Genomic DNA, 26,179 nt, shown 5'->3' on the forward strand with positions numbered 1-26,179 from the left:
GAATAGTTTGAATAATATATAGACTAACATCAATCATACATAGCTGATCGGACAACCGAAGGCTCTTGGCATTGACGTACAGGACTTTTTTGTACTTCAATCGCTGAGGGCCTTTTTTGCGTATAGAACTGAAAACGGCAAGGTTGGTGTCACTATTCAATGTGAAAGGGAGCGGATAACATGAAAAAAAGGATATGGATGTCTATTGCGATGACACTTTTCATCATCACAAGTGCCGCATGCTCAAATGCGAATGAAGCCTCAAATCAAAATGGAAAGGTTGAGCTGTTGAATGTGTCATACGATCCTACACGTGAATTGTATCAGGAATACAATCAAGCCTTCCAGACTTATTGGAAAGACAAAACCGGTGAAGATGTGACGATACAGCAGTCTCATGGAGGGTCGGGTAAGCAGGGGAGATCGATTATTGATGGACTCGAAGCAGACGTGGCTACACTTGCTCTTGGGTACGACATTGATGCCATTGCAGATCGAGGGCTACTTTCAAAGGATTGGCAAAAAGAATTTCCGAATCAGTCCACACCTTACACGTCTACGATTGTGTTTCTTGTGAAGAAAGGGAACCCCAAAAATATTAAAGACTGGGATGACTTGCTTCAGCCAGGTGTATCTATCATCACACCAAATCCAAAAACGTCAGGCGGTGCAAGATGGAATTATTTAGCCGCATGGGCATATGCCGATAAAACCTTTCATGGGGATGAAGAAAAAACGAAGGATTTTGTGAAAAAGTTATATGAACATGTCGAGGTGCTCGATTCAGGTGCTCGCGGCGCCACAACAACTTTTGTCGAGCGCGGTCTTGGTGACGTGTTAATTGCTTGGGAAAATGAAGCCTATTTAACACTGCATGAATTAGGCAAAGACAAATTTGAGATTGTCAGTCCCTCCATTAGTATTCTAGCAGAGCCGCCCGTTGCCGTTGTCGACCAAAATGTGAAACGAAAAGGAACAGAGAAAGTGGCAAAGGCTTATTTAGATTATTTGTATTCTAAAAAAGGACAGGAAATTGCGGCGAAAAACTATTATCGACCAAGAAATCAAGAAGTGCTAAACAAATATAAAGATCAATTTAAAGAGATTGATATGGTGACCATTGATCAGGCATTTGGCGGATGGCGAAAGGCGCAGAAAAGATTTTTTGATGATGGCGGATTATTTGATCAAATATATAGCGGACAAAAATAGGGGGCGACGTGATGAAGAAAGGCTATACTGCCGCCAATAAAAGAAAACGTGTATTGCCTGGATTCGGGCTGAGTCTCGGAGTGACACTTGTTTATGTCAGTGCGATTGTCGTGATTCCTTTATCTATGGTATTTATTTGGACGGCTTCATTAGGAGCAGAAGGAATTTGGAATGTCTTTAGTGATGCGCGGGTGCTAAAGTCGCTGCAGCTTACGGTTACGACTTCTTTTGCAGCTGCACTCATCAATGCAGGTTTCGGTGTACTGATCGCATGGGTTCTCACGCGGTACTCGTTTCCAGGAAAGAACATCCTGGATGCCCTCATCGATTTGCCGTTTGCTCTTCCAACGGCAGTGGCTGGCATCGCTTTGACGACTCTATATTCTCCGAATGGGTGGATTGGGCAATTTTTGCATGTGAAGGTGGCTTACACCCCGCTCGGTATTATTTTGGCACTGATTTTTATTGGCATTCCATTTGTCATAAGAACGGTTCAACCGGTCATTGAGGGGCTTGAGCAGGAAGTGGAAGAGGCCGCAGCCATACTTGGTGCTACAAGAAAACAGACCTTTTTTCATGTACTGCTGCCTGCCTTGTTTCCAGCGGTGCTGACTGGATTTTCTCTTGCATTTGCAAGAGCACTCGGTGAATATGGCTCCGTTGTGTTTATAGCGGGAAATATTCCGTTTAAAACAGAGATTACACCACTGATGATCATGTCTAAGCTTGAGCAGTATGATTATCAAGGTGCCGCAGCCATTGCCTGTTTCATGCTGCTCTTATCATTTGTCATTTTGTTATTGATTCACGGATTGCAGTGGTTTGTCGAGCGGAAAAAACAAGTGGAAGTGAGGTGAGACGATTGGAAAGGGAGCTTCTTAAAGAGCACCGCATCAAGTACAGGAGTCCTGTGACGGAATCAAAAGCGGTGAAGAGTATGTTGATTGGTGTGGTGTATGCTTTTTTGATTTTGTTTTTACTCATGCCGTTGATTGCTGTGTTTTCAAAGGCTTTTGAGAAAGGATGGAGTTCTTATCTTCTTGCCATCTCACATCCAGACACGCTTGCGGCAATTAAATTGACTGTTTTCATTGTGATGATCACATTGCCGCTTCAAATGATTTTTGGGGTCAGTGCTGCTTGGCTCATCACAAAATTTCATTTCCCGGGAAAACGTTTGTTAACGACTGTCATTGATCTTCCGTTTGCGGTGTCACCTGTCATTGCAGGACTTGTATTTGTACTTTTATTTGGTTCAAATGGACTTTTAGGACCGTGGCTATTAGCAAATGGATGGAAAGTGATTTACTCTGTACCGGGGATGATTCTTGCGACCATCTTTGTGACATTTCCTTTTGTTGCGAGAGAATTAATTCCGTTTATGCAAAATGAAGGCATTCATGAGGAAGAAGCATCGCTTACGCTTGGTGCCAGTGGGTGGAAGACCTTTTTCCTTGTGACACTTCCAAATATAAAATGGGCCCTTTTTTACGGCGCCATTTTAGCAGGGGCAAGGGCGATTGGTGAATTTGGTGCAGTGTCAGTTGTATCCGGTCATATCCGCGGAATGACAAATACAATGCCGCTTCATATAGAAATTCTATACAACGAGTATCAATTCCAAGCGGCTTTTGCCGTGGCCTCTCTCATGGCGTTTGTTGCGGTCATCACATTAATCATCAAGCAGATCATTCAGCAGAGAGATCACAGGCTTGGCAAGCGTTCAAAATAAATGGAGGGATCATCCTTGGGGATTACAGCGAAACAAATATCAAAGCAATTTGGGCAGACGAAGGTTTTGCAAAACGTGGATTTGACGATCGGAAATGGGGAATTAATATCCTTACTAGGACCATCTGGATCAGGTAAGACGACTTTATTAAGAATTATTGCAGGGCTTGATGATGCGAATGCAGGACAGATCTTATTTGGAGAACAGGATTATACTCACATCCCAGTGCGAAAACGGCAAATTGGTTTTGTCTTTCAGCAATATGCGCTTTTTCGAAATATGACGGTATTTGATAATGTGGCTTTTGGATTGAAGATGAAACCTAGAGGAGAAAGGCTGCCTAAAAAAGACATCAAAGAGCGCGTGCATGAGCTGCTGAAAGTCGTTCAATTAACGCAGTATGCTCACCGTTATCCAGAGCAGCTGTCAGGTGGACAAAAGCAGCGTGTAGCACTTGCACGTGCGCTAGCCGTTAAACCGAAAGCTCTTCTCTTAGATGAACCTTTTGGTGCACTAGATTCAAAGGTGAGAAAAGACTTAAGACATTGGCTGAAAAAAGTTCATCAAGAATTTCAAATGACGACCATCTTTGTGACGCATGATCAAGAAGAAGCGTTTGATATCGCTGATCGTGTTGTGGTGATGAATGAGGGCAGAATCGAAAAAATCGGCACAAAAAAAGAAATGACAGAGCAGACTGACAACCTTTTTGTAGCTGAATTTTTAGATATAGGAAGCCATATTTAACAAGAAGTTGATGCGATGTAATGAAAGAGATGCGGCAAAAAGCTGCATCTTTTTTTATAAAAGTTTTCCTAGGAACATTGACTTATAATTTTGAATATTATAATATCTTTACAAAGGTAACAGCATTGAACATTTTATAAAACATCTATTTGTAAGCGCTTCACAAAAGGTTCTATTTTAAAATGTTCATTCTTTTTGTTACATGTGTTCATATTTATACCAAATGAAAGGGGTGGTTGTTTGAACAGCTTGTTTGAGTTAGATCAACAGCTGATTGAGCTGCAATACGAAGCATCTTCAAGTGAGGAGGTGACTGCCTATTTAGCAGAAAGGTTAGAAACTGGAGGGTATATTAAATCGAGCTTTTTACCAGCAGTGCTTGAAAGAGAAAAAACATATCCGACCGGTCTTCCTCTTGCGACCTTTGGGGTGGCCATTCCCCATACAGATCCTGAACATGTAAACAAACCGGCGATCAGTGTAGCGACATTAAAGGAACCTGTTATTTTTCATAAGATGGGAAGCCCTCATGAGACAGTTCAAGCCAAAATTGTGTTCGTTCTGGCAATCTCTGAACCTAGTAAGCAGCTCGTGATGTTAGAGAAACTGATGACGCTTTTCAGAAAAGAAGAAGTAATGACAAGTTTATCTCAGATGACATCGTATGAAGAAGCTGTTGATGTACTTCAAAAAGAATTAAACCAATAGTTATTCACGACATAATGTAAGCGCTTTATCTAAAATCAGGAGGTGGATGTATGATCAAGCAAGCCGTCGATTTTATCTTAGACTTAGGGCCAACAATTATGCTCCCAATTATTATGACGTTATTCGGTATGATTTTAAGGCAAGGATTTAAAAAATCCTTCCGTGCAGGTATTACGATCGGAATTGGATTTGTCGGGGTCAATCTTGTCATTAATTTACTCGTAAGCGGTCTTGGACCAGCAGCCAAAGCCATGGTCAATTCTCTTGGATTAAAGCTTGATATTTTAGATGTCGGCTGGCCGATTGGAGCCGCTATTTCATTTGGTACACCTGTTGCCCCTTTAATGATTCCTCTTGTGCTCTTGTTAAATGTTATTTTGCTGTCTGTTAACTTTACGAAAACATTGAATGTGGATATTTGGAATTTCTGGCATTTGATTTTCGCTGCTTCTGTTACTTACTACGCTTATCATAATATGTTCTTAGCCCTTGCCGTTGGTTTAATCGTTTCTGCGATTACACTAAAACTCGCCGATTGGACGGCACCGACGATTGAACACCATTTCGGATTAAAAGGCGTATCGATGGCTCATGCTGAAACGGTCAACTTCGCTCCGCTGATGTATGCGTCAAACCGCGTGATTGATAAAATCCCTGGTTTAAACAAAATTCATGCGGATCCAGAAACTTTGAAAAAACGTTTTGGCATCTTTGGTGAACCGCTTGTAATGGGTCTTATACTTGGTATCATTATTGGTCTTCTTGGTGGCTATGATGCAAAAGGTGTCATGACCCTTGGAATTCAAATGGCTGCAGTGCTTGTGTTAATGCCAAGAATGGTTGCTTTATTAATGGAAGGACTTATTCCAATCTCTGAGGGTGCTCGTTCTTATATTCAAAAGCGTTTCCCTGGAAAAAATGTCTATATTGGTTTGGATACAGCGATTGTCATTGGTCATCCAGCGAATATGGCTGTAGCCCTTTTGATGGTGCCAATCACCATTTTGCTCGCTGTCGTCCTTCCTTACAATGGCATGCTGCCGTTTGCAGACTTATCGGTTCTGCCATTTACAGTCGTATGGGCAGTAGCAGCCGCTCGTGGGAATATTATTCGCGGCCTCATTAACAGTATTTTTACCTTAATGATTGTCTTCTTCATTGCAACGAACCTTGCACCACTCGCCACAACAATGGGGAAAGCAGTTGGTTTCGACTTCCCAGAAGGGGCAAATATGATCTCTGGTATCGATCTTGGTTCACACGTCATTCCTTGGATCATGGTGAGACTTCTTGATCCGAGCAATCCTTACTTCATTGCAGCGATTGTCTGTGCACTGGCATATGCGCTTCTTTGGTACTGGGTGCGAAATGATATTAAAAAGCAGTATGCAAAAGAAATGGGCTTAGATCAGAAAGATCAATAAACGACCTGGAGGGATTCTCATGGCAAAAAAAATATTAGTATCTTGCGGAACGGCAGTTGCTACGTCAACGGTTGTGGCAAAAAAGGTAGAAGAGACATTAAAGGAAAAAGGATACGATGTCATCGTTGAACAGTGTAAGGCATCTGAGGTTCCGCAGAAAGCGGAGGGTGCTGATTTAATTGTGACGACAACGCCTGTTAGTGATACAAAAGGAACGCCTGTGATTCAAACGTTATCTTTTTTAACGGGATTTGGCATTGAAGAAGATATTGAAAAAATTATCGATCATATTAAGTGAACGATGATTGCGTGGAGGAGCTGCGAAAGCTCCTTCCATGTCATTTGAAAGGAGGAGCTCTCATGCAGCAGCATGCTTATAGCCGAACGTCTGCCATGTTTTCTATTTTCCTTCCGGCCTTGTTAATATGTGTGTTTTTTCTCTGGTCTCTTTATACGTTGATGTCGGCAGGACCTGAGCCATTAGCTGTGTTAGGTGTCTATACGCTGCCTATCCTTATGCTTTCTAGCATCACTGGCCTGAATCAGCCAACGAATATCATGATTAGTGAAGATGAGCTGAAAATAGGTGCTTTTGGCAGGTGGCACACATATGCCGTGTCCGATATTAAAGGAAAATTGTTTTTAAAACCATATCCTCATATCGGGAAAGTATATGTCAGAGTGGGACCTGCGCGAATATTTGGCGGACGCTACTGGATTTCAAGTGAGATGAGTGAGTACAAGCAGCTCGTTCAATCCTTGCAGAGTCTTGCGACATGTGATGAAAAGGAGGATGCGGCTAAATGAAATCAGCTGTCTTTTATTCTTCAGAGGACATTCGTTACGAGGAGCGGAAGCGGTCAGCCATTGGTGATGATGAAGTATTATTAAAAATGCGTGCCTGCGGGTTATGTGGGACGGATATTTATAAAGCGACACATGAGACGGTACCTCCTGGCACAGTGCTAGGGCATGAAATCGCTGGTGACATTATCGAAACAGGCCGTCACGTCACACATGTTCAAACGGGAGACAGGGTGTATGTAGCGCATCATGTCCCTTGTTTCACTTGTGACTTTTGTCAAAGAGGATTTTATACAATGTGCCCGCAATTTGCAGCCACAAATGTAGAGCCGGGCGGTTTTTCGGAATATATTCGTGTTCCTGCTTTACATGTGAAGCATACAATGGGCAAGCTCCCACATGACGTCTCATATGAACAAGGAGCGATGGTCGAACCGGTTGCCTGCTGTCTTCACGGCTTTGAAAGGGCGCCCGTTCATCCTGGAGATTCGGTCTTGATTCTTGGAGCGGGGCAAATAGGCTGCATTCAATTACAGCTTGCCAAATATTATTTGGCTGGAAAAGTGATGATCACAGACGTAAATGAGAACAGGCTCCTTCAAGCAAGAAATCTTGGGGCGGACGTCGCTTTTCATCCAGCATCTGAGCCAGTAGAAAACCGCGTCATGAAAGAAACAGATGGAAAGGGAGCGGATCTTGTCATTATTTCTGTGGGGAGCAGTGCGCTTTTAAAAGAAGCATTTCAAGCTGTCGCAAGAGGCGGAACGATTTTGGTCTTTGCTCACTTTCCGAAAGGGGATGTCTCCATTCCAGCAGAACGTTTTTTCCATGATGAAGTGAAAGTAGTCGGAGCTTATTCGTCGCATCCATACCATTATCGTGAAGCGCTGGAGCTCTTAAAAGCAAAGGCCGTTCATACAGAAAAAATGGTGACGCATCGATATCCATTAAGTCAGCTTCGTCAGGCGATAGAATGCGCTAGGCATCCAGAAGGTGAAAGCGTCAAAATCATGATGTATCCAGATGAATGAGAATGTACGAGATGGAGAGAAAGAGAAGGTCTTTGGAAAAGGGCTTTGCCTTTCTCTTTTTTTCTGAAAAAAGATGAAAACGCTTAAAAAATAAACGGAAATGCTTGACTTCAATGAGAGTTAAACGTATGATAATTACAAATGTAACACATAAGAACAAATGTAAAGGGGAGAGAAGAAATGCAAAAACAAATCACTTTGCCTGAACAGATTAGTCATGAGAAATTAGCAGATTTATATAAACAAATGTGGTTAGTAAGATATTTTGATGAAAAGGTCGATCAATTCTTTGCTAAAGGATTAATCCATGGAACGACCCATTTATGTGTTGGACAGGAAGCATCGGCTGTTGGGTCTATTGCTGTGTTAAAGGATGAAGATAAGATTGTCAGTACACACCGCGGACATGGTCACTGTATTGCAAAAGGTGCAGAGGTCAATAAAATGATGGCTGAACTATTCGGACGTGAAACAGGTTACTGCAAAGGAAAAGGCGGTTCCATGCATATTGCCGACTTAGAAAAAGGAAACCTTGGGGCAAATGGAATTGTTGGCGGCGGTATTCCGCTTGCAACTGGTGCGGCGCTCACGTCCAAGATGAAAAAGGAAGGCTTTGTGGTCCTTTGTTTCTTCGGAGACGGCGCTACAAATGAAGGCAGCTTCCATGAAGCGCTGAATCTTGCTTCCATTTGGGATTTACCTGTTGTGTTTATTTGTGAAAACAACCAATACGGCATGTCTGGTCCTGTGAAAGAAATGATCAACATTGAAGACATCTCAACAAGAGCCAAAAGCTACGGAATGCCAGGGAAAACAGTTGATGGAAATGACATGGTTGAAATCATGAATACAGTAGATGAAGCGGTAAGCCGTGCAAGAGCTGGAGAAGGGCCATCACTCATTGAAATGAAAACGTATCGCTGGAAGGGTCACTCAAAGAGTGATGCGAAAAAATACCGTACACGTGAAGAAGAGACAGAATGGAGACAAAAAGACGGAATTAAACGCTTTAAGTCACTCTTAATGGAGCTAGATGTTCTGACAGAAGAACAGGCTGCTCGTTTACAAGAAGAAGCGAAGCAAGAGATCGAGGCATCTGTTGAATTTGCGAAAAATAGTAAAGAACCATCAATTGACACACTATTAGAGGATGTATACGCCTAATTAGGAGGGGAATCACGTGACAAACACGACAGTGAGAGAGATTTCATATTTAGAAGCCGTTCGAGAAGCAATGAGTCAGGAAATGAGAAAAAATCAAGATGTCTTCATTTTAGGTGAAGATATCGGCGTATACGGTGGCGCATTTGGTGTCACGCGCGGGATGATCGAGGAATTCGGTCCAGAACGCGTCCGCAATACGCCGATTTCAGAGGCTGCCATCGCAGGAGGCGCAGTCGGAGCGGCTTTGACAGGGATGCGTCCGATTTTAGAACTACAATTCTCTGACTTTATTACAATTGCAATGGATCAGCTTGTAAACCAAGCAGCGAAAACACGTTACATGTTTGGCGGAAAAGGGAAAGTGCCGCTTGTTGTCAGAACACCAGCAGGTTCCGGGACAGGTGCCGCAGCGCAGCACTCCCAAAGCTTAGAAGCGTGGATGGCTCATATTCCTGGACTAAAGGTGGTTCAGCCTTCAACAGCTTATGATGCAAAAGGACTTTTAAAAGCAGCAATGGATGATGACAACCCTGTCATTTTCTATGAACACAAGCTTTTATATAAAACAATTGGTGAAGTACCAGAAGAGCAGTACTCGATTCCTTTAGGGAAAGCGGATGTGAAGAGAAGCGGAAAGGACGTCACAATTGTCGCAACAGCCATTATGGTGCACAAAGCGCTCGAAGCAGCGAAGGAACTAGAAGCGGAAGGAATCGATGTCGAGATCATTGATCCGAGAACGCTCGTCCCATTAGATGAAGAAACCATTATTGAATCTGTGAAAAAAACAGGCAAATGTATCGTTGTGCATGAGGCAGTGAAACGAGGCGGCTACGGCGGAGAGATTGCGAGTATGATAGCGGAAAGTGAAGCCTTCGACTATTTAGATGCACCTATTAAACGACTTGGCGGTCTTGCCGTCCCAATACCGTACAACCCAACGCTGGAAAAAGCAGTCATTCCACAAGTGCCAGATATTATTGAAGCAGCAAAAGAGCTCGTGCGCTCTTAAGTAAAGGGGGAGAAGATCATGCCAAAAGAGATATTTATGCCGAAGCTAAGCAGTACGATGGAGATCGGTACCTTGCTTCAATGGTTTAAAGAAGAAGGAGATTCGGTTGAAATCGGTGAGCCTCTATTTGAGATTATGACAGACAAAATCAATATCGAGGTTGAAGCCTATGATGATGGCGTTTTTCTAAAGAAATATTACGAAGCAGATGATCAGATTCCAGTCAATGCTGTCATTGGATATATCGGAGAGGCAAATGAGCAGGTACCGAGCGAGCCGCCAGCGCAGTCAGATGAAGCATCTTCTGAAGACAGCGGAACGTCATCACCATCTGAACCATCTGTTTCGACTGACGTTGAACCAACGGTGAGTGAGAAAGTACGCGCAACACCTGCAGCGAGAAAAACGGCAAAAGATCACCAAGTTGCCATTCACGAAGTATCTGGTACAGGACCAAAAGGCAGAATTCAAAAACGGGATGTCGAAGCGGCCCTTCATACGAACGAGGAAGGCCAGCGCGTATCACCACTTGCAGGAAAAGTGGCTGCTCGTGAAGGAATCGACTTAGCGAATGTTGCTGGTTCTGGCGCTCACGGCAAAATCATGAAGAGTGATGTGACAGCAGCAGGCGCACAAAAGGCAGAAGCTGCTCCAGTGAGAACACAAAAACTAGCCGGGATGAGAAAAGTGATCGCAGATCGCATGTCACAAAGTGCCTTTACAGCACCGCACGTCACATTAACAAGTGAAATTGATATGACAAAAGCAAAAGAAGTGCGCAAACAGCTGCTCCCAGCGATTGAAAAAGAGATAGGCTACAGATTGTCGTTTACAGAAATCATCATCCATGCGGTCAGCAGTGTCCTCACGCGCCATCCGCAAATCAATATGACGTTTGAACAAAATGAGCTCCATTTCCATGAGGATGTGCACATTGGTCTTGCGGTTGCTGTGAAAGACGGCTTAATGGTTCCGGTCATCTCTCATGCAAATCAAAAAGGGCTGAAACAGCTCACAAAAGAAGCAAAAGAAATTGGTCGAAATGCACGCGATCAAAAGCTGCTGCCAGACCAGTTGAAAGGGTCTACATTTACCATTAGTAACTTAGGGATGTATGCCATTGATACGTTTACCCCAATTATTAATCAGCCGGAAGTGGCGATTTTAGGTGTTGGACGCATTCAAGAAAAACCTGTAGTGATCGATGGAGAAATTCAGGTGCGGCCAATGATGGGCGTTAGTTTATCATTTGATCATCGAGTGGTAGATGGTGCACCAGCAGCAGCCTTTTTAACAGACCTTAAAAAAGTGCTTGAACAACCATTTGAATTGCTAATGTAGGAGATGAATCGGATGACAAAAACGTATGATCTGACAGTCATTGGCGGAGGGCCTGGCGGATACACTGCCGCCCTTCAAGCCGCTGAACGTGGACACAAGGTTGCATTGATTGAAGAGGATTTTCTAGGGGGGACTTGTTTAAATCGAGGCTGTATCCCTTCAAAGACACTGCTCAAACATGCAGAAGTCATTGAATCCATTGAGAAAGCAAAAAGCTGGGGAATCGAAACAGGTGAGATGGTTCTTTCCTTCGATAAAATGAGAAAACGTAAAGATGATGTCATCGAAAAACTCAGAGGCGGAATCGCCTTCTTATTAAAGCAAGGAAAGATTGATGTATATAACGGCAGAGGCACAGCTGTGACAAAAAATCGTATTGACATTGAAAAACAAGATGGGTCAGAAACGATTGAAACAAAAGAGCTGATCATTGCCACTGGCTCATCACCTGCTATTCCGCCTATTCCAGGGCTCAAAGAGATTCAATTTGACACAAGTGATACGATCTTTGACATCCCAGATATTCCTGCATCTGTCGTCATTATTGGCGGGGGTGTAATTGGTCTTGAGCTGGCATGTATCTTCCAGAGTCTCCAATCAAAAGTCACCATTATAGAAGCCGCTCCGTCGATTATTCCGCAGGAAGATGAAGAAGCGTCGAAATTACTAGAAAAAGAATTGAAGAAAAAAGGCATCCATATCGCAAAGAAAACGACGGTGACAGAGGTAACAGAAAGCGAAGGAGTCAAAGCGATTCATGCGACAGACGATAAAGGAGAGACGCACATCTTTACGGCTGAAAGACTGCTAGTTTGCGTCGGAAGAAGACCAAATGTCTCTGCTGTCAGTCAGCTCGATCTTCAGCTGGATGGTCCTTTTATTAAAGTAAACGACGAGATGAAGACAAGTGCTGAAGGTGTATATGCAATTGGAGATGTAGCCGGCGGCTATCAGCTCGCTCATGCGGCGATGGCAGAGGCAGCTGTTGCGGTTAGCAATATATGCGGCGAGCCTGAAAGAATGAATCACGACATCGTTCCTAGATGTATTTATACATTGCCAGAAGTAGCGAGTGTGGGACTGACAGAGAAAGAGGCAAAAGCCAAAGGGCTAAACGTGCGGGCAGAGCGATTTGATTTAGCTGCAAGCGGAAAAGCGTTGGCAGCAGGTGTTCAAACCGGTTTTATTAAACTCGTGTACGATACCGTATATGGTGAAGTCATTGGCGCTACAATGGTTGGTCCGCACGTAACGGAGATGATATCAGAGGCTTCCTCATTTATGTATTTAGAAGGAACAGCTGAAGAGATGGCCAAAATGATTCATCCGCATCCAACCATCTCAGAAGGCTTTTATGAAGCAGCTCTTGATATTGTGAGTAAGCTGAGAAAATAAATGCCAAACAAGGGATAGGGAGGAGATCCGTGTGCACGTCCAGCTTCATCAGAAAGTGGCACTTGTGACAGATAGCACAGATGGATTTGGAGAAGCCATCTGCCTGGCTTTGGCCCGGGCAGGTGCACATGTTTTCATACACGCTTTTCGTGATGAATCAAAAGCAAAGTCGATAAGCGAAGACATTGAAAAATTAGGCGGCCAATCGACTGTTGTCATCAATCCGCTTGAGACACCGCGTGATGCCACGCTGATGCTAAGACAAGTCATCGATACATGCGGCAAACTTGATATTTTAGTCAATCAAGCCGAGCAAACAGCAGATGGGGAGATTGATGACGTAAGTCCTGAGATATGGGTCGATGAAGTGGAAAGGTCCGTAAATACAGTCTTTCTTTCCAGTCAAGCCGCAGTGTGGCATATGGTGGATCAGAAGAAGGGCTGCATCATTAATATTTCCTCATCAGGCAGCATAACAGGTGATGGCGGGATCTCACATGCTACATCAAATAGTATGTTGAATGCCATGACAAAAGGATTAGCGCGCGAATTTAAAGACAAAGGCATCCGGGTATTGGCACTACTTCCGCCGCCTCTCCATTTGCTTCCTGACAAAGAGCAAATCAAGGAGACGGTGGCTCATATGACTGTTTTCTTAAGTACATCGTACGGTGCATTTACAGATGGAGCAGCGATTATGCTCGATGGGGGTGAGAGCGCTGGCTAATCAACAAAAACCAGTTCTCATCGTAGGTGGTGCCCAAGGGATCGGCAAAGAAATTGCTCAGCGTTTTTTAAAAGAAGGGCATCGTGTAGCTGTGTCAGATATAGATGAACAGGGACTTTCGCTTTTAAAACAACAGCATCCTCAGCTGCTGACGTTCCAAGCTGACGTTTCATCGTGGGAAAGTGTTCAGCAGATGACGTCAGCAGCTGAAAGGGAGCTGGGTGGCATTGGGCATCTTGTCTATTCAGCAGGAATGACGAAATCCCTTCCTTTTTTAGAAGTTGATTTTTCACTTTGGAAAAAAACACTGGCTGTGAATCTATATGGTCTTTTCTACTGCATCAAAGCATTAGCACCCTATCTATGTGAGCGGAAAGAAGGCAGCGTCGTCATTATTGGATCAGGATCTGCGATAACAGGCTCTGGCGGCGGCATCCAGTATTACGCGTCAAAAGCCGGGGCATTTGGTCTCATGCGTTCGCTTGTAAAGGAATTGGGTTCCCATCATGTCCGCATCAATGTCATTGCACCACGCGTCATTGAATCTCAGATGCTTGATACGCTCTATCCGACTGAGCTTGAGAAAAGTCAGCTTCGATCACTTATTCCTATCGGGAGATTAGGAAAACCAGAAGATATTGCTGGAGTCACTTTATTTCTCGCAAGTGACGAGGGAAGCTATTTGCACGGACAGATACTCTTATTAGATGGCGGGAGAACGTATCAGCCTAAATATAGCGAGGGAAAAAGAGCGGAGAGTTGATCGCTCTTTTTGTCATTTTCATAACAATTGTTCCAATTAGAAACGAATGTTTGGTATACTGGTAATCATAGTATATTAAAAGGATGATGTCACATGCTGAATTGGGAAGAAAGACGACAGCTCGTCAAGGTTGCTCATCTTTATTATACAGACGGGTGGACGCAGCAAGAGATTGCAAAAAAACTCAATGTCTCAAGACCAGTCATTTCAAAGCTCTTACAAAAAGCAAAAGATGTGGGAATCGTAGAAGTGTACATTAAAGACGAAAGTATTCATACAGTGGAACTTGAAAAACAGCTGGAAACGACCTTTCAATTAACGGATGCTGTCGTTGTTCCAAGTGTCGGGACAATGTCTGAGATGGTCAAACGGGCAGTCGGTCAAGCAGGTGCCTATTATCTTTCTAAAAACATGAAAGGCGCTGAGAAAATCGGTATTTCATGGGGGACCACACTTGCCGAGCTAGTGAAGGAATATCCATTTGAACGAAGAAACGATGTCAAAGTCATTCCTTTAGAGGGCGGAATGGGCAGGCAGGCAGTCGACATTCACGCGAATCAGCTGGCATATGAGCTGGCAAAAAAGATGAATGGTACGTGTTCCTATTTATATGCACCTGCGATTTTAGAAACAGAAGAATTAAAAGAGCGGCTGATGGCGATGCAGGACATAGAAGCTGTGCTTGAAGAAGGCAGAAATGTTGATATTGCCCTCATCGGTATTGGGAATCCGCATAAAGGCTCTACATTAAAAACAGTCGGTTATTTAAAAGAAGAGGATTTGTCTGGTTTAAGGCAATCAGGAGCTGTTGGTGATATTGGTTTTCGTTTCTTTGACGGGGAAGGGAAACCAGTCCAAGATGAGCTGAACCAAAAGGTGATTGGATTATCGTTAGAACAATTAAAGAGCGTGAAAAAAGTCATCGCAGTTGTGGAAGGAACCCATAAAGCTGAAAGTATTTTAGGAGCCTTAAACGGTGGCTTTATTCAGGTGCTCGTCACCGACGAATTAACTGCGGCAGCTATTTTAAAGGAAGCATCTGTCCAATAAACAGCTGACAGCTATCGTATTGTATAAAAAGAGCAACATCAAACGAGAAAGGAGCTGTGTATCTTGAAGAAAACCGAAATGGAAGCAAACCTACACTGTACTCGGTGCCAAGAAGAGACCCTCCACAGCATCGTTTATGTGAATGATCAGATGAAAAGCGTTGAGTGTACAGAGTGTCATCAGAAAATCAGTGTGCAAGTCGACATCATAAAGGAATTTTACAAAGAAGTATATGAAAAAATTGCCACAAAGCCGAAGCGGATGACGCAGGAGTATAAGGCGAATCTGAATGGATTTATTTCAAGACTCCCAATCCGGGTTTTAAGTAAGCCATACCGGCTGATGAGATATTTAAACGAATCTTATAAGGTCATTAAGCAATATAAAAAATAAAGCAGAGGCTGTCTTAGCGCTCTGCTTTATTTTGTGTTTTTTTCATATAGTAATAAATCGGCAGTCCGGCAATGCCGATCAGCATGGAGATCAGGCAGCTTTGCCAATCGGTGATCATGGTGCTGATTAAGACAAAGAAAGAGCCGATAATCGCAATGATCGGTGTGAGCGGATAAAGTGGTACGCTATAAGCGCGCTTCATTCCCTTGTTTTGTTTTCTTAGCTTAAAGACAGCGAAAAAGGCCATCACATAAAAGATGTAAATCATGAAAATCGAAACCTCTGACAGCTTCTCGGGATTACTGACGATCATAAACACAATGGCAATCAAAATCTGTACAAATACAGCGATCCAAGGTGTTTGAAAAGTAGGATGAATGCGTGAAATGGCTTTGGCAAATGGAATTTGTTTTCGTTCTGCCATCGCAAAAATGACACGCGGGAACGAAAGAACCTTTCCATTCAAACAGCCAAAGATACTAATGATGATTCCGATACTAATAATTTTACCGCCAATGGGACCAAAGAGCATTGTAGCAGCTGTGCTTGTGGCATTTTCACCTAGTTGAACGATTTGATCAGCTGGTAACACGTGCAAAAGGGCGATGTTAATAAAGAGATAACATGCTGTGACAATTAAAATACCGCCTGCCATCGCGCGAGGAAGCAGTTTCTCTGGATTTTTCATTTCACCGCCAAGCGCTGCAAGCAAAATCCAGCCATCATAGGCGAATAATGTCGCCAAAATTGCTGCACCGAAGTTCATCTGAGCGATACTCTCATTGACGGCTGTGAAAATATGTTCATTTCCTTTCCATAAGCCAAACACAATAATTGCTGCAATTGGAACAAGCTTTCCGATCGTAGTCAGCCCTTGGACAAAACCGCCGTATTTCGTTCCTATGATGTTGATCACACATAAAAAAAGAACGGTGATAATGCCAATGGTTGTAGCCCATATAGATGAAAGAGAAAATAAATTAGCTAATAATGAACCAAAATAAAGACCAAGAGCACCAATAATCGCTGGCCCGTAAATAATAATTTGCACCCAGCCACATAAGTAGCCCCAAAATTCACCGTATACTTCTTCAAGATAGGCATATAAACCGCCAGTACGCGGGATTTGTGTACCAATTTCAGCGACTGTGAGTCCGCCTGCAAGGGTTAAGATCCCGCCTAACAGCCATGCGAATAAGGCGATGCCTGAGCTTCCTGAATAAGAAAGGACGTTGCCAGGCTTCATAAAAACGCCAGATCCAATAATTGTTCCGATGACAAGAGATAGGGCAAAAAATAAGCCGATGTCTTGTTTTAACGCTGGTTGTTCTTTGTTCATTACACACGACCTCCTGCATCACTTTCATACGTTACTGTGACATGTATTTTGTTCATTGTAATACGATTTTAGGAAAACAAGAATTAAAAAAATTTTCTGATTTTCGTATTTGTATTTAAAAGTGTTCGTTTATTGGGGATATTAGGATGAATGTTATCTTAAAAGCGAACAATACAAGAATATTTTTGATTTAATGTTAATTTAATAGGCGAAAGCCGAACATCCAATAAAGATGCAGCCGAATGGTTGACTTTTCTTCTAAAATGACCTATTTTATTCATAAGGATATTATCTTGAATTCGAGATATTTTATAATAGGAGTGAACACAATGAAAATAAATGGGATTCACCACGTATCAGCACTAACAGCAAATGCTCAGAAAAACGTTGATTTCTACCGCCAAATCCTTGGCTTAAAACTGGTGAAAAAAACAGTCAATCAAGATGATCCATCGATGTATCATCTATTTTATGGAGATGAGGTCGCCTCACCTGGTACAGAGCTGACGTTTTTTGAAATACCGATGCTCGCCCGCCGGCTGGACGGAACAAATGCGATCTCACGCACAGGTCTGATTGTCACTTCAGAAGAGGCACTCGCCTTTTGGGAAAAGCGCTTTGAAGAAAAAGGTGTAAAGAAAGAAACAGCTTCTTTAAGAGGCGGCAGACCTGCCTTGAAATTTACAGATCCAGAAGGACAGCAGCTGTTTTTGACTGTAGAACCAAGCGTGCAAGATGGAGCGAAGCCGCCAGTGCATGATGAGATTCCTGCTGATTTTGCGATCAGAGGTTTGGGGCCAGTAGAATTAACAGTCGCAGAAGCAGATAAAACGATCAGTGTGTTAACGAGCATCCTTGGTTTCACAGAAAAAGCACGTGAACAATCAAATGATGGGGAAATCGTGACGATTTTTGAATCAGGACAAGGCGGAGCTGGAACAGAGATTCATGTCATTGAAAAAGCAGAAGGACCTGTTGAGCGATCTGGCAGAGGGAGTGTTCATCACGTAGCTTTTCGTGTAGCGGACGCAGAAGAGCTTGAAAAATGGCATGATAAAATAGCCAAAGCCGGTTTCACCAACTCTGGTGTTGTAGAACGTTTTTATTTCAAAGCCCTATATTTTAGAGAGCCAAACGGCATTTTGTTTGAAATCTCAACAGACGGTCCGGGATTTACAGTGGATGAAAGCGTGGATGAGCTTGGTGATCAATTAGCACTTCCACCATTTTTAGAGCACAAACGAGCAGAAATTGAACAAAGATTAGTCCCAATCAAGTGAACATGAAAAAAGCAGCTCATAAAAATTGAGCTGCTTTTTTCGTTAAGAGCTGACTTGCTTTGATTCAGATTGTGTTAATGTCACTTGTTTTGTTTCTTCTGTTCCATTACGAACGAGTGTGATGCTGACGGTATCTCCTACTTTTGCATTCGTGTAAAGCTCGTGGCGTAATTCACTGCCAGTTGTCACTTTTTTGCCATTGATGGCGGTGATGACATCCTCTGTCTTTAATCCAGCTTTTGCAGCAGGTGAGCCAGCAGCGATTTCTTTTACGTACACGCCTTTATCGAGCTGACTGTTTGTCAGTCCAAGCGTTTCCTTCTGATAAGCATCTGGTACTTGTTCGAGATCCAGCATGCTGATACCGATATAAGGTCGTTCGATTTTTCCTTTTGTGAGAAGCTGCTCTGCAATTGGTTTGACATCATTGATTGGGAGCGCAAACCCGATACCTTCCACACCTGTTTCAGAAATTTTCATACTGGTGATCCCCACAACCTTTCCGTCTGTTGTTAAAAGCGGCCCGCCGCTGTTGCCGGGGTTAATGGCTGCATCTGTTTGAATGACATTAATACTGCTTTCGCCAGCTGATGTATCCATAGAAACTGTTCGATCGACACCGCTGACAATTCCTTGTGTCACTGTTCTTGATAAATCTTCACCAAGCGGGTTTCCGATTGCGATGACGGTTTCTCCCGCACGAAGGGATGAGGAGTCTCCAAGTTCAGCGACTTTTGTAACGCCGCTGCTACTAATTTCCACGACAGCAAGATCAGTCAGTGGGTCAGAACCGACCACTTTTCCTTCCACCGTCTTGCCATTATGCAAGGAGACTGTTAATTTATTTGCTCCTTCAATCACATGGTTGTTTGTTAATACATAGGCTTTACTGCCGGATTTTTTGAAGATAACCCCTGATCCTGTACCGCTTTCTTGCTCTTGACTGCTGCTGTTTTGATTTTGCTGTGATCCATCAAAAGGTGTGTTCATATCGCCAAAATCTGTGGTTGTTTGACTTTGTGTTTGATAGTTTGTAATGCCGACGATGGCTGGTGATACGTTTTCGACCATATTGGAAATACTGCTGGTCGAATTCGATGTTTGTGACGCTGTTGTTTTTGACGAATTTGTACTTGTATCATTTGTCGATACAGCGGCTGTTTTCGTTGACGAATCAGTTGAATGATTTTCTGAATGCTGAGCATATGGAGATAGAACGTAAACACCTAACGCTAACGTACCGCCTACAATCCCACTGACAAATGGCTTCAGCCAGCCACTTGGCTTCTTCTGTGTTTTTTTTGGCTGTTCAATGGTTTGTAATTCATAAGAAGTGTGTTTTTCATCTTTGTGTTGTGTCATTAAGATCACTCTCTTTCATCGATTTTTACATGTATGTGTTTAAGGTGATTGACTGTATGTGATGGATACTGACTTTATCGTAAGAAAAAAGTGTGGGATAAAAATGAAAACATTGTGGGAAATTGTTAAAATAAGTAGTGAATCTAAGCAAAATAGAGGAGATTAAACTGTGGTGACTATTGGAATCATTGGATATGGAAGCATGGCAGATATGATGGTACAAAAATGGCTGGATAAAGGAGTACTTCATGCCAGTCAGTTTATGATCCATACAAGAAGTGAAACGGAGCGGCTGCAACAGCTGAAAGAGAAGAACCAGCATGTCAACATTTGCTCTTTAGATGACATCTCTGCATCATGTGATGTCGTGTTTGTTTGTGTACCACCGCTTGCTGTACTTGATGTCTTAGATCAGCTGAGCCCCGCAAAGACATCTCTTCATATCGTATCAGTGGCAGCGGCTGTCACGTTAGACAAATTAATGCAACATACGAATCAGCCGGTGTCTAGATACATTCCCACTTTGACATCAGCCGTAGGAACGGGTGTATCCCTTGTGGCGCATGGTGAAACCGCTGGGCAGGAGGCGCAAGAACGGCTCCACCACCTGCTTTCAGCTTTTAGTATCGTCAGGGAAGTGGAAGAGGACCGGTTTGATGCGGCGAGTAATTTGACAAGCTCTTCTCCGGGCTTTATTGCAGCAATCTTTGAAGAAATGGCGAGAGCCGCTGTTCGGAATAGTGAGCTGTCTTTAGAAGAAGCCTATGAATTTTTAACATATGCGCTTCTAGGAACAGGTCAGGTTCTTGTTGAACGAGGACTGACATTTGCTGAAACGGTGAACAGGGTCGCAACAAAAGGCGGGATTACAGGAGAGGGCGCTGCAGTCATTCAGCAGCAGGCACCGCAAATGTTCGATGACTTGTTTACACAAACGATGAAAAAATATGCGCAGCTAAAATCGCAAATCGATGAAGCAGACAAACACCACTAAAGACATAGCTAGTGGTGTTTTTTCTGTAAAATAAATCCTTTCGCATCAATGCTTTTGACCTGTATTACCTGAGTCTAATTTCCTTATTTTCAGACATTGTATTGAAAAATCAATCAAGTTCTCATATAATTTTTTAGAAAATTTAGAAAAATATACACAAATTTTAAGTTTAATTAAAGGGGGATGGGGATGAAGCTCTATTTATCAGTCGATATGGAGGGAATTACTGGTCTAGCTGATCATACATTTGTTGATAGCCGCCAGCACAATTATGAGCGCGGGAGAAAAATCATGACAGGTGAAGTGAACGCCTGTGTAGAAGCTCTTCTTACACATGGGGCGACCGATATTTTAGTGAATGATAGCCATTCTAAAATGAATAATCTGTTGATTGAAGAATTGCATGAGGAAGCATCTCTCATATCAGGTGATGTAAAGCCTTATTCAATGGTCCAAGGATTAGATCAAACGTATGATGCCGCTGTTTTTTTAGGCTACCATGCGAGGGCATCAATGAAAGGTGTGATGTCTCACAGTATGATTTTTGGTGTCAGACATTTTTACATAAATGATCATCCGATTGGTGAAATGGGCTTTAATGCGTATGTCGCAGGCTATTATGGTGTTCCGGTCATTCTTGTATGCGGAGACGATCAAGCGGCACTTGAAGCAGAAAAGTTAATGCCTGGCGTGAAAACAGTGGCGGTGAAAGAAACCATTTCAAGATCTGCTGTGAAATGCTTAACACCAGCGAAAGTGAGCACCCTCATCTCGCAGCAAGTGGAAGCTGCCATGAAACAAATTCATCAAATGAAGCCGCTCACGCCTCCTGAGCAGCCAGTGCTGAAAATCGAGTTTGCCAATTATGGACAAGCCGAATGGGCGAATTTAATGCCGGGTACGGCCATCATCGAAGGGACAACAACGGTGACGTACCAAGCAGAGAATATATTAGAAGCCTACCAAGCTATGCTTGTCATGACAGAGCTTGCCGCACGTACAACATTTTGTTAAGCGAGGGGGAGACAGCAGATGGCCAGCTTTTTGCTCAAGCGTTTGATTGCCATGATAGCCACGATTTTAACCATCACAACTTTAACGTTTATTTTAATGAAGGTCATCCCAGGATCGCCCTTCAATGAAGAACGAAATACAAACGAAACTGTCCAGCGAAACCTCGAAAGCTACTATCACTTAGACGAACCACTCTATGTTCAATATATGATCTATTTAAAATCCATCGTTACTTTTGATTTTGGTCCTTCCATTAAAAAGCCTTCTGAAAGTGTCAATGATTTATTGGCGAGAGGTTTTCCAGTCTCATTAGAACTTGGTCTTATCTCTATTTTGATTGCTGTCATCTCCGGTATCTTGCTCGGAATCATGGCTGCCCTCCGGCATAATGGCTTGATTGATTATATCGCCATGACGATTGCTGTTTTCGGTATATCCATACCAAACTTTATCTTTGCTACCTTATTAATTCAGCAGCTTGCTGTGAATGTAAAGCTCTTTCCTACAGCGATGTGGACAAGTCCAATGCATATGGTGCTTCCTACCATTGCACTGGCGGTAGGTCCAATGGCGATCATTGCCCGGTTAACGAGATCGAGCATGATTGAAGTGCTGTCGCAGGACTATATTCGAACTGCAAAAGCGAAAGGACTTTCCCCTTATAAAATTGTGTTTAAACATGCCCTGCGGAATGCACTTTTACCTGTTGTCACGATCCTTGGCACGCTTGTCGCAAGTATTTTAACTGGCAGTTTTGTGATTGAAAAAATATTTGCGATCCCTGGAATGGGAAAATACTTTGTCGAGAGTATTAATAACCGTGACTATCCTGTCATCATGGGAACCACTGTTTTTTACAGCATCATCTTAATTACCCTTCTTTTCATTGTAGATGTGACATATCGTCTGCTTGATCCAAGGATCCAGCTGCATCAGAAAGGAGGAAAGGCATGAGTATACACCTTCAGCATGATCAAATGAATCAAGCGCATGAAGTGCCAGATGAATGGTTTGCGCCTAAAGAACAAAAGACATCTGAAGTCCATGCCATTAAAAGACCCTCACTTTCGTATTGGGCAGATACTTGGCGACGGTTAAAACAAAATAAACTCGCTATGTTTAGTTTATCGGTGCTGATTTTTCTTTTCGTCATGGCTGTATTAGGTCCACTCCTTGCGCCGAATAGTGTGACAGAACAGCGGCTTTCCATGCAAAACTTGCCGCCGTCAGCTGCTCACTGGTTTGGAACAGATGAGCTTGGACGTGATGTGTTTACACGTACTTGGTATGGCGCACGCATTTCGTTATTTGTGGGCGTGATGGCCGCTCTCATTGATTTTGCGATCGGTGTCATCTATGGCGGTATTGCAGGATATAAGGGCGGGAAGTATGACCATGTCATGATGCGGATCGTCGAGGTGCTTTACGGTCTGCCGTATTTACTTGTCGTCATTTTATTGATGGTTCTGATGGGGCCTGGGCTTGTCACTATTATTGTGGCGCTCACTGTCACAGGCTGGATCGGGATGGCAAGAATCGTGAGAGGTCAAGTCCTTCAGCTGAAAAGCCAAGAATATGTCCTTGCCTCGAAAACCTTTGGCGCAAAAAGTTTGCGCATCATCCGCAGAAATTTACTGCCGAATACGATGGGACCAATTATTGTCCAGATGACGCTAACTGTACCGACAGCGATTTTTGCTGAAGCATTCTTAAGTTTTCTCGGTTTAGGGATTCAAGCGCCGTTTGCAAGCTGGGGTGTGATGGCCAATGATGCCTTGCCGACAGTGCTGTCAGATAATGGTCACTGGTGGCGTTTATTCTTTCCGGCATTTTTTATTTCGCTGACGATGTTTTGTTTTAATAATTTAGGTGATGGCTTGCAAGATGCGCTTGATCCAAAGATGAAGAGGTGATGGCGCTATGAGAAAAATGCTTCGGATTATCGATCTGCATGTCAGCTTTCGGACATATGGCGGTTCTGTTCAAGCGGTACGCGGAGTGAATGTGGATGTGTATGAAAAAGAAACCCTCGCCATTGTCGGAGAATCAGGCTGCGGAAAAAGTGTGACGTCTCAAAGTATCATGCGGCTTCTCCCTGCATACAGCGCACAAGTCGATCAAGGGGAAATTTGGTTTCGTGATCGCAACTTGCTGTCATTATCTGAAAAAGACATGCGCAGCATACGTGGTGTCGATATCTCCATGATTTTTCAAGATCCTATGACGGCACTCAACCCGACGCTGACAATTGGAGATCAGCTGATGGAGGCTGCAAAAGTGCATCAGAAGCTGACAAAAAAAGAAGTGAAAGAAGAGGCGCTTCGTATGCTTGATTTGGTGGGGATTCCGCAGCCGAAAGAGAGGCTGAAGCAATATCCGCATCAGTTCAGCGGCGGCATGAGGCAACGGCTCATGATTGCAATGGCTCTTATTTGTGAGCCGAAGGTGCTGATTGCAGATGAACCGACAACTGCACTAGATGTCACCATACAGGCGCAGATTTTAGAACTATTTAAAGAGATTCAGAAAAAAACAGGCGTGACGATTATTTTAATCACACATGACCTAGGGGTCGTAGCACAAGTCGCTGATCGAGTGGCCGTCATGTACGGGGGGAAAATCGTTGAAGTTGGGACAAGGCGAGATATCTTTTACAGTCCGCAGCATCCCTATACAAAAGGGCTACTGCAATCCGTTCCAAGGCTGGATATGAAAGATGAACTCATTCCTATTGAAGGAAGCCCGCCTGATTTATTTGCCCCGCCAAAAGGATGTCCATATACCGATCGATGCCCGTCTGCGATGAAAGTGTGTGATCATATCATGCCGCATGAAACGCAGCGTTCACCTACACATGCAGTACATTGCTGGCTCCAAGATGAACGAGCGAAGCAAACGGTTTTATCTTCAACACAAAGGGGGAGTTTTTCATGAGAAAAACAGGTTGGATTCTCAGTATGTGCTTTATCGCAGTGATGCTGCTTGCAGGATGTACAGCCAATGAGCAAGCAGGCAAAGGATCTTCAAGCAAGGGCGAAGAGAAAGTTTTAACATTAAATAATGAAAACGAACCGACATCATTTGATCCGCCTATTGGTTTTAATAATGTGTCCTGGCAAGGGCTCAATAACTTAATGGAAGGATTAACAAGACTGAATGAAAAGCACGAACCATCTGCTGCCATGGCGGAAAAATGGGACATCTCAAAGGACGGAAAAACGTACACGTTCCATTTAAGGGATGGGATTAAGTGGTCAAATGGTGATCCAGTCAAAGCAAGTGACTTTGAATATGCGTGGAAGCGGCTGCTAGATCCAAAGACGGGCTCTTCTGCGGCATTCTTAGCTTATATGATTGAAGGAGGCGAAGCGTTTAACAGCGGAAAAGGGAAGAAAGAAGATGTAAAAGTCAAGGCTGTTAATGATCAAACGCTAGAGGTCAAGCTAGCATACCCGCAGAAATCTTTCTTAAATATGACCGCAAACCCTGCCTTTTTCCCGGTGAATGAGAAGGTAGCGGAGAAGGACCCGAACTGGGCCAAGGATGCGAAAACCTTTGTCGGTAATGGACCGTTTAAGCTGACAGAGTGGAAGCATGATGAAAGCTTTACAATGGAAAAAAGTGACACGTATTGGGACAAACAAACGGTCAAGCTAGATCAAGTGAAATGGCTCATGATCAGTGACCGAAACACAGATTACCAAATGTATCAATCAGGAGATTTAGATACGGCCTTCGTTCCGGCAGAACAAAGTGAAGACCTGTTAAAAAGCAAAGATGTGCAAATTGAGGATCAAGCAGGGCTGTTTTTTTATCGCCTGAATGTCAACATGGAGCCTTTTCAAAATAAGAACATTCGCAAAGCCTTTCAAATGGCGATCAACCCTCAGGATATTGTAAAGTATGTGACGAAAAATGAAGAGAAGCCAGCACGTGCCTTCGTTTCACCAGGAATTTTAGATTCAAAGGGTGAAGATTTCAGAGAAGCTGGCGGCGACCTTGTCAAACATGATACGAGTGAAGCCGTAAAACTATTAGAAAAAGGGTTGAAAGAAGAGAACTATTCAAAGCTGCCGCCCGTCACATTAACATATAGTACAAAGCCTGAAAATAAGAAAAAAGCAGAAGCCATTCAGCAGCAATTAAAAGAAGCGCTAGGGGTAGACGTGAAGCTTGCAAACATGGAAGCAAATGTGTTTGCAGAAGATCAAAAGGCACTCAAATTCCAATTCTCGCAAAGTTCATTTCTAGCTGACTATGCAGACCCAATCAATTTCTTAGAGAGCTTCCAAACAGGAAATGCGATGAACCGGACAGGTTGGTCAAATGATACGTATGATCAGCTGATCAAAAAGGCGAGTCAAGAAGCAGATGAACAAAAGAGAAATCGTATGCTGCATGATGCCGAGGCACTTCTGATGGAAGAAGCACCGATCATTCCCATTCATTTTTATAACCAAGTCTATTTACAAAAAGAAGGCGTAAAGGGCATTGTCCGCCATCCTGTTGGTTACATTGATTTGAAATGGGCACAGGTAGATGGAGAGTAAATGAAAAAAATGAGAGAACGGGACGCTTTGAAAAAAGCGTCTCAGCGTGTAGACAAACCCTCGCATTCGGTGTCAGTCCTGCGCTTCGGTGCTCACGAATGTCAAATTCGCTCCGCGCCGATGCTCGTCCTTCCTAG

At 43.3% G+C, this 26,179-nt stretch carries 26 protein-coding genes; 24 read left to right on the forward strand and 2 right to left on the reverse strand.

Going from position 1 to position 26,179, the window contains the following annotated elements; translation table 11 throughout:
* The first annotated feature begins 198 nt into the window (after positions 1-198).
* From ACTJKA_RS17380 to ACTJKA_RS17460, 17 genes are all read left to right on the forward strand, one after another.
* Positions 199-1,212: a sulfate ABC transporter substrate-binding protein gene (locus tag ACTJKA_RS17380; protein ID WP_051488413.1), complete on the forward strand. Its 1,014-nt coding sequence runs from the start codon at positions 199-201 to the stop codon at positions 1,210-1,212.
* Positions 1,213-1,223: 11 nt separating this feature from the next.
* On the forward strand, positions 1,224-2,069 hold the full coding sequence (cysT, locus tag ACTJKA_RS17385; protein ID WP_046526582.1) for a sulfate ABC transporter permease subunit CysT: 846 nt from the start codon (positions 1,224-1,226) through the stop codon (positions 2,067-2,069).
* Positions 2,070-2,074: 5 nt separating this feature from the next.
* On the forward strand, positions 2,075-2,944 hold the full coding sequence (gene cysW / locus ACTJKA_RS17390; RefSeq protein ID WP_041507422.1) for a sulfate ABC transporter permease subunit CysW: 870 nt from the start codon (positions 2,075-2,077) through the stop codon (positions 2,942-2,944).
* A gap of 15 nt (positions 2,945-2,959) precedes the next feature.
* Positions 2,960-3,691 carry a sulfate/molybdate ABC transporter ATP-binding protein gene (locus tag ACTJKA_RS17395; protein ID WP_008346267.1) on the forward strand — a complete coding sequence of 244 codons (732 nt, stop codon included), beginning with the start codon at positions 2,960-2,962 and terminating at the stop codon, positions 3,689-3,691.
* Positions 3,692-3,931: 240 nt separating this feature from the next.
* Positions 3,932-4,399, forward strand: coding sequence for a PTS sugar transporter subunit IIA (locus ACTJKA_RS17400; protein ID WP_017359150.1), 468 nt, complete (start codon positions 3,932-3,934; stop codon positions 4,397-4,399).
* A 50-nt stretch (positions 4,400-4,449) separates the two neighbouring features.
* A complete protein-coding gene (locus ACTJKA_RS17405) occupies positions 4,450-5,823 on the forward strand; it encodes a PTS galactitol transporter subunit IIC (protein WP_007498866.1) in 1,374 nt (457 codons plus the stop codon).
* A 19-nt stretch (positions 5,824-5,842) separates the two neighbouring features.
* A complete protein-coding gene (locus ACTJKA_RS17410; RefSeq protein ID WP_008346262.1) occupies positions 5,843-6,121 on the forward strand; it encodes a PTS sugar transporter subunit IIB in 279 nt (92 codons plus the stop codon).
* 62 nt (positions 6,122-6,183) lie between these two features.
* Entirely contained in the window at positions 6,184-6,630 is a 447-nt protein-coding gene (locus tag ACTJKA_RS17415; RefSeq protein ID WP_008346260.1) for a hypothetical protein, read from the forward strand.
* Complete coding sequence (locus ACTJKA_RS17420; protein ID WP_440607870.1) at positions 6,627-7,658, forward strand: alcohol dehydrogenase catalytic domain-containing protein; 1,032 nt, start codon at positions 6,627-6,629, stop codon at positions 7,656-7,658. The genes ACTJKA_RS17415 and ACTJKA_RS17420 overlap by 4 nt, the downstream gene beginning before the upstream one ends.
* A gap of 180 nt (positions 7,659-7,838) precedes the next feature.
* Positions 7,839-8,822, forward strand: a complete 984-nt coding sequence (gene pdhA / locus ACTJKA_RS17425; RefSeq protein ID WP_041092295.1) for a pyruvate dehydrogenase (acetyl-transferring) E1 component subunit alpha — start codon at positions 7,839-7,841, stop codon at positions 8,820-8,822.
* Between the two features lie 31 nt (positions 8,823-8,853).
* Positions 8,854-9,834, forward strand: coding sequence for an alpha-ketoacid dehydrogenase subunit beta (locus ACTJKA_RS17430; protein ID WP_026050078.1), 981 nt, complete (start codon positions 8,854-8,856; stop codon positions 9,832-9,834).
* Positions 9,835-9,852: 18 nt separating this feature from the next.
* Complete coding sequence (locus ACTJKA_RS17435) at positions 9,853-11,175, forward strand: dihydrolipoamide acetyltransferase family protein (protein ID WP_268357730.1); 1,323 nt, start codon at positions 9,853-9,855, stop codon at positions 11,173-11,175.
* Between the two features lie 12 nt (positions 11,176-11,187).
* Positions 11,188-12,570: a dihydrolipoyl dehydrogenase gene (lpdA, locus tag ACTJKA_RS17440; protein ID WP_008346251.1), complete on the forward strand. Its 1,383-nt coding sequence runs from the start codon at positions 11,188-11,190 to the stop codon at positions 12,568-12,570.
* 31 nt (positions 12,571-12,601) lie between these two features.
* The gene (locus ACTJKA_RS17445) at positions 12,602-13,297 is read left to right on the forward strand and encodes an SDR family NAD(P)-dependent oxidoreductase (RefSeq protein ID WP_017367080.1); all 696 of its coding nucleotides are present in this window, start codon (positions 12,602-12,604) and stop codon (positions 13,295-13,297) included.
* Entirely contained in the window at positions 13,275-14,060 is a 786-nt protein-coding gene (locus ACTJKA_RS17450; protein WP_008346247.1) for an SDR family NAD(P)-dependent oxidoreductase, read from the forward strand. The genes ACTJKA_RS17445 and ACTJKA_RS17450 overlap by 23 nt, the downstream gene beginning before the upstream one ends.
* Positions 14,061-14,153: 93 nt before the next feature.
* The gene (locus ACTJKA_RS17455) at positions 14,154-15,110 is read left to right on the forward strand and encodes a sugar-binding transcriptional regulator (RefSeq protein WP_007498849.1); all 957 of its coding nucleotides are present in this window, start codon (positions 14,154-14,156) and stop codon (positions 15,108-15,110) included.
* Between the two features lie 63 nt (positions 15,111-15,173).
* Positions 15,174-15,503, forward strand: coding sequence for a hypothetical protein (locus ACTJKA_RS17460; protein ID WP_017359142.1), 330 nt, complete (start codon positions 15,174-15,176; stop codon positions 15,501-15,503).
* A gap of 13 nt (positions 15,504-15,516) precedes the next feature.
* Here ACTJKA_RS17460 and ACTJKA_RS17465 read toward each other — a convergent pair whose 3' ends face one another.
* Positions 15,517-16,842, reverse strand: coding sequence for an APC family permease (locus ACTJKA_RS17465; protein ID WP_268357731.1), 1,326 nt, complete (start codon positions 16,840-16,842; stop codon positions 15,517-15,519).
* Between the two features lie 329 nt (positions 16,843-17,171).
* Here ACTJKA_RS17465 and ACTJKA_RS17470 point away from each other — a divergent pair, with 329 nt between their 5' ends.
* Complete coding sequence (locus ACTJKA_RS17470) at positions 17,172-18,122, forward strand: ring-cleaving dioxygenase (protein WP_046343339.1); 951 nt, start codon at positions 17,172-17,174, stop codon at positions 18,120-18,122.
* Between the two features lie 42 nt (positions 18,123-18,164).
* Here ACTJKA_RS17470 and ACTJKA_RS17475 read toward each other — a convergent pair whose 3' ends face one another.
* On the reverse strand, positions 18,165-19,484 hold the full coding sequence (locus ACTJKA_RS17475; protein WP_350385179.1) for a S1C family serine protease: 1,320 nt from the start codon (positions 19,482-19,484) through the stop codon (positions 18,165-18,167).
* Positions 19,485-19,653: 169 nt separating this feature from the next.
* On the opposite strand from ACTJKA_RS17475, the gene proG reads away from it, so the two are divergent.
* The 6 genes from proG to ACTJKA_RS17505 all read left to right on the forward strand — a co-directional run bounded on the left by proG (position 19,654) and on the right by ACTJKA_RS17505 (position 26,042).
* The gene (gene proG / locus ACTJKA_RS17480; protein WP_350385177.1) at positions 19,654-20,478 is read left to right on the forward strand and encodes a pyrroline-5-carboxylate reductase ProG; all 825 of its coding nucleotides are present in this window, start codon (positions 19,654-19,656) and stop codon (positions 20,476-20,478) included.
* Positions 20,479-20,667: 189 nt separating this feature from the next.
* Complete coding sequence (locus ACTJKA_RS17485) at positions 20,668-21,492, forward strand: M55 family metallopeptidase (protein ID WP_008346235.1); 825 nt, start codon at positions 20,668-20,670, stop codon at positions 21,490-21,492.
* An 18-nt stretch (positions 21,493-21,510) separates the two neighbouring features.
* Positions 21,511-22,446 carry an ABC transporter permease gene (locus ACTJKA_RS17490; protein WP_008346233.1) on the forward strand — a complete coding sequence of 312 codons (936 nt, stop codon included), beginning with the start codon at positions 21,511-21,513 and terminating at the stop codon, positions 22,444-22,446.
* The gene (locus ACTJKA_RS17495) at positions 22,443-23,405 is read left to right on the forward strand and encodes an ABC transporter permease (protein WP_008346230.1); all 963 of its coding nucleotides are present in this window, start codon (positions 22,443-22,445) and stop codon (positions 23,403-23,405) included. Before ACTJKA_RS17490 ends, ACTJKA_RS17495 begins: the two co-directional genes overlap by 4 nt.
* 7 nt (positions 23,406-23,412) lie before the next feature.
* Entirely contained in the window at positions 23,413-24,426 is a 1,014-nt protein-coding gene (locus tag ACTJKA_RS17500; RefSeq protein ID WP_008346229.1) for an ABC transporter ATP-binding protein, read from the forward strand.
* Positions 24,423-26,042 carry a peptide ABC transporter substrate-binding protein gene (locus tag ACTJKA_RS17505; RefSeq protein ID WP_008346227.1) on the forward strand — a complete coding sequence of 540 codons (1,620 nt, stop codon included), beginning with the start codon at positions 24,423-24,425 and terminating at the stop codon, positions 26,040-26,042. The genes ACTJKA_RS17500 and ACTJKA_RS17505 overlap by 4 nt, the downstream gene beginning before the upstream one ends.
* Positions 26,043-26,179: the final 137 nt, after the last annotated feature.

The sequence above is a fragment of the Bacillus sp. 22190 genome (assembly GCF_052045575.1).
Lineage (GTDB): Bacteria > Bacillota > Bacilli > Bacillales > Bacillaceae > Bacillus > Bacillus altitudinis.